7 protein-coding genes are annotated in these 6,327 nt (G+C 34.7%); 1 reads left to right on the top strand and 6 read right to left on the bottom strand.

The window, feature by feature from the left end; genetic code table 11:
* Positions 1–653 (bottom strand): Glu/Leu/Phe/Val dehydrogenase dimerization domain-containing protein (locus BJ095_RS16630; protein ID WP_146223230.1); only part of this gene is annotated, 653 nt, incomplete at its 3' end.
* A 264-nt stretch (positions 654–917) separates the two neighbouring features.
* On the opposite strand from BJ095_RS16630, the gene BJ095_RS16625 reads away from it, so the two are divergent.
* Positions 918–1,148 carry a DUF2627 domain-containing protein gene (locus BJ095_RS16625; RefSeq protein ID WP_107934865.1) on the top strand — a complete coding sequence of 77 codons (231 nt, stop codon included), beginning with the start codon at positions 918–920 and terminating at the stop codon, positions 1,146–1,148.
* A 53-nt stretch (positions 1,149–1,201) separates the two neighbouring features.
* Here the strand turns inward: BJ095_RS16625 and BJ095_RS16620 are convergent, their stop codons facing one another.
* From BJ095_RS16620 to BJ095_RS16600, 5 genes are all read right to left on the bottom strand, one after another.
* Positions 1,202–1,948 carry a glycerophosphodiester phosphodiesterase gene (locus tag BJ095_RS16620; protein ID WP_107934864.1) on the bottom strand — a complete coding sequence of 249 codons (747 nt, stop codon included), beginning with the start codon at positions 1,946–1,948 and terminating at the stop codon, positions 1,202–1,204.
* Positions 1,949–3,520 (bottom strand): DUF342 domain-containing protein, encoded by a 1,572-nt coding sequence (locus BJ095_RS16615; protein ID WP_107934863.1) that lies wholly within the window; start codon positions 3,518–3,520, stop codon positions 1,949–1,951.
* Positions 3,521–3,654: 134 nt separating this feature from the next.
* Positions 3,655–4,038: a phage holin gene (locus BJ095_RS16610; RefSeq protein WP_107934862.1), complete on the bottom strand. Its 384-nt coding sequence runs from the start codon at positions 4,036–4,038 to the stop codon at positions 3,655–3,657.
* Positions 4,039–4,193: 155 nt separating this feature from the next.
* Complete coding sequence (gene spo0A, locus BJ095_RS16605) at positions 4,194–4,985, bottom strand: sporulation transcription factor Spo0A (RefSeq protein ID WP_110561305.1); 792 nt, start codon at positions 4,983–4,985, stop codon at positions 4,194–4,196.
* Positions 4,986–5,279: 294 nt separating this feature from the next.
* Entirely contained in the window at positions 5,280–6,230 is a 951-nt protein-coding gene (locus tag BJ095_RS16600) for a SpoIVB peptidase S55 domain-containing protein (protein WP_107934860.1), read from the bottom strand.
* Positions 6,231–6,327: the final 97 nt, after the last annotated feature.

The following is a 6,327-nucleotide window of genomic DNA, read 5'->3' as shown; positions in this document are numbered from 1 at the left end:
GCGTTAAAGTCATTAACAACTCGATCGATTGCTTTTTGATTGATGTCAGTAACAACTAATTTTGCGCCTTCTTTATATAAATATTCACATAATGTATAGGCAACATTTCCAAGACCCTGAACTGAAACCGTTCTACCTTGTAAGCTATCTGAACCAAAGGCTTCTTTTGCAGCAGCCTTCATGCCAAGATATACACCATAAGCAGTAATTGGAGATGGATTTCCTGAAGAACCAAATGTTGGAGAAATACCAGTTACATAATTCGTTTCCTCATGAATTAAGTCCATGTCAGATACTGTTGTTCCAACATCTTCCGCTGTAATGTATCGACCATTTAAGCCTTGAATAAAACGACCTAATGCACGAAACATCTCTTCATTTTTGTCTTTAAAGGGATCTCCGATGATAACAGTTTTACCTCCACCAAGGTTTAGACCTGCAGCCGCATTTTTATAAGTCATACCACGAGCTAGACGAAGTGCATCTTCAATTGCTTGCTCTTCTGTTGCATACGTCCACATTCTACATCCACCTAATGCTGGGCCAAGTGTTGTGTCATGAATAGCAATAATTGCTTTCAATCCAGAAGTTTTATCTTGGCAAAAAACTACCTGCTCATAATCGTATTTTTCTAAGTATTTAAAGATTTCCATTACAATCCCTCCAAGAAGTAAGCGTTTTCTTTCTCGAATATTACTTAATTGAACTTAAATCATACTAGTATTGCTAACAAATTTCTTACCTATATTAAACATACTTTTTATTCTGGAAATAGGCAACCATTAATCCCGAAATTGTTATATTGGGAATTTTTTGAACTATCCAAAAATATTATTCATTTTATGTAAAGGTTTAGTGTTCCTTGACTTTCAAATTGACCATTGTAAAATAAAAGTAATAGTGAGGTGTTATTAAAAATGGCAAGGATGTTAGCTTTTATTGTTATGTTGATTCCTGCTTTAATGGCTGGTGCTGGAATCAAATTTATGCGTGATACATTATTTAGTAAATTAATATCACCATTCCCTTGGTTATGGCTACAATTTATCATCGGTATTATTTTCTTAGTTGTTGGGCTTGGCTTTTTTGCTGGGTTTTTATACCATAGAGATCGTAAAAATGGAAAAATCCCACCAAAGGTTCAGTAAACAATTTATTTTGACATAAAAATAGACGTTCGATTTTAGGGTACCCAAATCCCTTAAAATTGAACGTCTATTTTATTATTTTTACTTCGTTCTGCCTTAGCTACTATATCCGGGAAGTCCGTAATCCAACCGATTACTGATGGATCAGGGTAAGCTAAAAATGATTCCTTACCAGTAATGGAGTAGTATCGTAAGCCCTTACCTGTATCAATACAAGCTCTAAAATATTCACGTTTATAATATCTTTTATGTGCATGAACAGCATCTATATGTGATTGTTTAGATAATTCCTGCCAGTTGTATTTCTTAGTTATAATAATAGCCGTTTGGAATTCTGGTCTTTGCATTTTAACAATACGTAATAATTCGTCATGAAATGAGGAAAAATGACTACCCTTTGGTAACTCTAATCCCCTCAATCCGTCAATAACAGCGTTACGATTTTCAAGTAATGATTCCTTCAATTCAATATTTAAAGGCAGGTTATGAAGATTTGCCCATTCTACAACTTCCGTTAAGGTAGGGATTTTGTCTTTTGAAAACCTTCTCAAAATATGCTTACCTAATGAATACCTTCTTAATTCCTCGTAGGTGCATTCATTAATTTTCTTTTTTACACCCGTCAATCGAAATAGCTCTATATCATGAAACACAACTAGGCAATTATCCTTTGTACACTGTACATCTAGCTCAATTCCATCAGCACCAAGCTTCCGAGCTTTCTCAAAGGCTTTAAATGAATTTTCTAATGCATAGCCAGATGCCCCACGGTGGGCAAATATAGGGATTCGCTTTGTCATTTATACATTCAACTCTCCAAACTCTATTAAAAACTTCCCCTGTGTACTTTTATTTAGTAAAGAGGATTTTTTACCTATCTGAATGAGTGTACCAGGATTAGCTTCTTTTTTCACAACAATCTCTTCTTTACCACTAACTTTAACAGCTTGCATCAGCTGCTGAATTTCATTATCAATCTGCTCAGAATTGACTTTCTTTTTTTCTAATTCTTTTTGTAAAACCTGCAAGCCCTGCAGTTGCATTCTGTTAAGTCTGCTCTTATGTTGGTTTGCTTCGTGCAGTTTTGCTGTTAACTCGAAAATTTCTTCACGGATACCTTTTAAAAGGGCTGCTCTTTCATGAATATTATCAAGAGCTTCCTGTTTACTTAAGCATTCGATTACCAGCTCTGTCCTTCTATCTAATCTATTTCCCGAGAATGCAGTAATAATTGAATTTTTAGCTACAGCTTTACCACCAATAATTTTCCCTTTGTTTTCATCAAGAGAAATTATGTTCGCCACTAAATAAGAGCCTAGCGAATAAAATCCTATGACAATTTCATTTTTGGCAACCAAATTAGCATCATTCACATGCTTTACGAAAATGCTACCCTCTGCTTCTACCTCTGTTTCACTAAGACCAAAAATACCGCCCTTTATATAGATATCACCATTTAGGGATTGTATAAGCTTAGCTCCAGTAATCCCTTCTGGACTTTCAATGGAAATATCACCTGTAGCCTTCACGGAATAGCCACTACAGACGGTGCCTTGGACTGAAACAGAACCATCGAAGTCGATGTTGCCAGTTCCCAGGCCCACATCTCCTTCGATTTTTAAATGATTACTCACCGTAAGAAGTCCATGATGATTTTCAACAGCACCTGTTTTTGAGGCATAAAGAATTATTTTATTATCCTTTTCTATTTCATAGGCAGCCTGGGAATCATATTTAAGCGGTATATCATCACCGTATGGAGCTGGTACACTTTCTCCAAAAATATTTTTTCCATCAATACCTGGCTGAGCAGGAATCTTTTCACCTAACCAATCGCCTTCTTTGATTTCAAAAATGAAATTCATTTCAAAATAATCCGCCTTTCCATCTTCATGGATGACGGGTTTTCTTTCAGGAATTTCTAAATAGGTAATCTTTGCATCTTCACCTTTTACAGGTTCGGTGCCTTCAGCGATGCAATAGGTCTTACCTGCAATTATTTTTTCAGTATCAATCTCTTTAATACCATGAGTGATATGATGTTTACTTAATAGTTCATCTAAATTGAGAAGGATTTTATTTTGATTATTTTTTATTTGTTCAGTCGTTTCGTTCAAAGTGATATTTGCCGACATATTATCCTTTGCAATTTCTATTTCAATAATTGGCAGCCATTGACCAATTTCAACCGGTTGAGTAGATACCATACCTAATGCACTTTTGAGGAGAGCAAAATTGGTCAATCTGATCCTTGGATACTTACGTACGAGTTGGTCAAAGTCTTTTAATTGAAAGTTAGCTTGAATTGTTTTTAATAACACTTTATTATTTTCTTCGATAATTTCGATAAAATCGTTAGTAAAAATAATCATACAAAACACCTCTACAAACCAGTATAAATAAAATTTTCCAGTTTGTTTAGACAAAATGCCCTAAATTAGTAAAATATTACTTTTGATGCATCATTATTTCATATTTTCAAAAAATTAAATATTTATAAGACAATTTACTCTATCTTTTCTTTTGATGCATCTTGCTGCTGCTGGATGACTTCAATTTTTGTTTCATGCTGAACTTCAATTTTCATTTCCTGCTGCTTTTCCTCTACTTTTTCAATCGACTTAGGAACGTCATCAGTATCACATCTCGGCTTAACATAAACCATTGCTTGCGAGCTATCCTTAACTCCTTCTGTTGTCGGGTCGATGATAATTCCAAATAAAGCTAGAATTAGCAAAATCGATTCTAATGATTGTTGTATCTTCGCACTCATTAGAGTAATATCTACATCAAATATAGAAGCCACTTGATTTGCTAACAGAACGAATGCAGAAATAATTGCTACCCAAAATTGTCTATGCCTTATACGAACCTTCCAATTTATCTTCATATTTTATCTCCAATCGCTAGATAATAGTATAGTTTCTATTTCTATTCTATTTGCTAACTTGCTAGAGACCTTACATAATTGCCTATCCTTTAAAATAAAAAGCATATCTAGTCACAGCTTTAAGCTGGATTAGATATGCTATAGTAAATAATCTCTTAAGAAGCCACCAATTCAATACGAATCTTGTCCGCAATCATGGCGATGAACTCAGAATTTGTTGGTTTTGATTTTAAGTGATGCACTGTGTAGCCGAACATTTGCGAAATGGATTCGTAATTGCCTCGGTTCCATGCTACTTCGATTGCATGGCGGATAACACGTTCTACACGTGAAGGCGTTGTACTGAATTTTTTCGCAATTTCTGGATATAGAATTTTTGTTACAGATCCTAATAATTCAATATCATAGTAAACCATTTGGATGGCTTCTCTTAAATAAGAGTAACCTTTAATATGTGCTGGGACACCGATTTCTTTTATAATTGCTGTAATTGTTGTATCTAACTGACGTTGGTTCACTTTAGCTTGTCCTTCTGGTTGAAGGATGCTTTGTCTTTTTACACTCTCTGTTTTTTGTCCAGCACAGTGTAGAATTTTTTGTACAAGCTGTTCAAATTCAAATGGCTTTAACATAAAGTATGAAGCACCATATGTAACCGCTTGTTTCATAACATCTTCTTGTCCAAAGGCCGTAAGCATGATTACTTGCGTTTTAGCAAATGCGTCATCACTGTACATTGCTTCTAGAACGCCAAGACCGTCTAGATGTGGCATGATAATATCTAGAAGTAAAACGTCTGGATGAAATTCTTCTAACATTTTAATACAAAGCTTACCGTTTGATGCAGTTGCTACTACTTCAATATCAGGATGATTTTCAAAAAATTGTTCCATCGTTCTGACTAAATCGCGGTTATCGTCAGCAATTGCCACTCTTACTTTCGCCAAAAAAATTCCCCCTTAGATTATAAACAACACATATTCATCTTTAATAGTATCCCATCTCAATTTATGCCACATATTTACTATACTTGACAACACTACATTCGACAATCTTAAGTAAAAACCTTCTTTTATGCGAAAAATAATTATGTAGTATGAATGTTTCTTGTTGAATCGACATATTTCTAAAAAGATACAACTATAGAATCGATGTTCCTCCATGCATTAGTTTTATTTTAATAAAAAAAAAGGAAAAAGACTATACTTTTCAGTAAATATAGTCTTTATTCCTTATACACCTTATTTTGGTTCTTTCTTTAACATTTCATTTACCGTAATTGCGGCACCCTTTTGTGGTTGTTCGACAAACATATGGGTCACGGCTCCTACAAACTTTCCGTTCTGAATAACCGGGCTACCACTCATCCCCTGAAGTATTCCTCCGGTTTTTTCTAGTAGCACTTTATCCGTTACAACGAATTGCAAGATATTATCCTCTATCTTTACAATATCGATATCAAACGCTTCTACTTCTGATCCTTCTATAGCCGTGTAAATCTCAGCTTTACCTAGTGCAATTTCTTCATCTTTCATTATTTCAATCGGTTTTCGCAAATTGTTCTTTATTTCACTTTCCCAGCTACCAAAAATACCATATAGATCATTCGATTTGACATTCCCTAAACGAATGTTGTTATTTTCAATTACTGAGATTTTATAGCCAGGATTACCCGGACTGCTTTTCTTTATTTGTTCAATGGAGGCTAAAAATATTGATCCATCTGTAAAATCTGGTGGTTCATTTAACACACCATCAATTATTTGATGACCCAACGCGCCGTATTGTTTTGATTCCGGATCTATAAAGGTTAATGTCCCGATGCCATCCGTTTCATCTTTCAAAAAGGGCAAAATATTGTTTGCCTGCTCGCTTGTCAATGAAATATCACGTTGCTCTTGTGCTTTTTGTTTTACGGATAACGTAAGCTCTTTGGAGTCTAACTGTTGTTTAATTTTATCAACTGATGTTACTTCTGAGCCGTTTACTCCTTTAATTACGTCACCTTTTTTTAGCCATTGTCCATTTGGCAAAAGTACATCATGGGCAACGTAAACAAATGGCAATTGTAACTGTATCCCAATTGATTCGCCCATTGGTATTAATTTTTTCGCAAAGGCTTCAGCATTTGGCGATAAAATGAACACCATGAGTAATAGAAAAGTCAACAGATTACGCAAATGGCACTTCATAGTCCACCTCCTTTAAGATTTGTACATTTACTATGTGTCACTTGTACATCAATAATGAGAGGTAAATATTTGTCGTGAGAAATCTAAAGAAAGGGGG

It is taken from the genome of Ureibacillus chungkukjangi (assembly GCF_003217295.1).
GTDB classification, from domain to species: Bacteria; Bacillota; Bacilli; order Bacillales_A; family Planococcaceae; genus Ureibacillus; species Ureibacillus chungkukjangi.
Note: the sequence above shows the minus strand (reverse complement) of the source record. Positions and strands in the feature narration are given on the sequence as shown.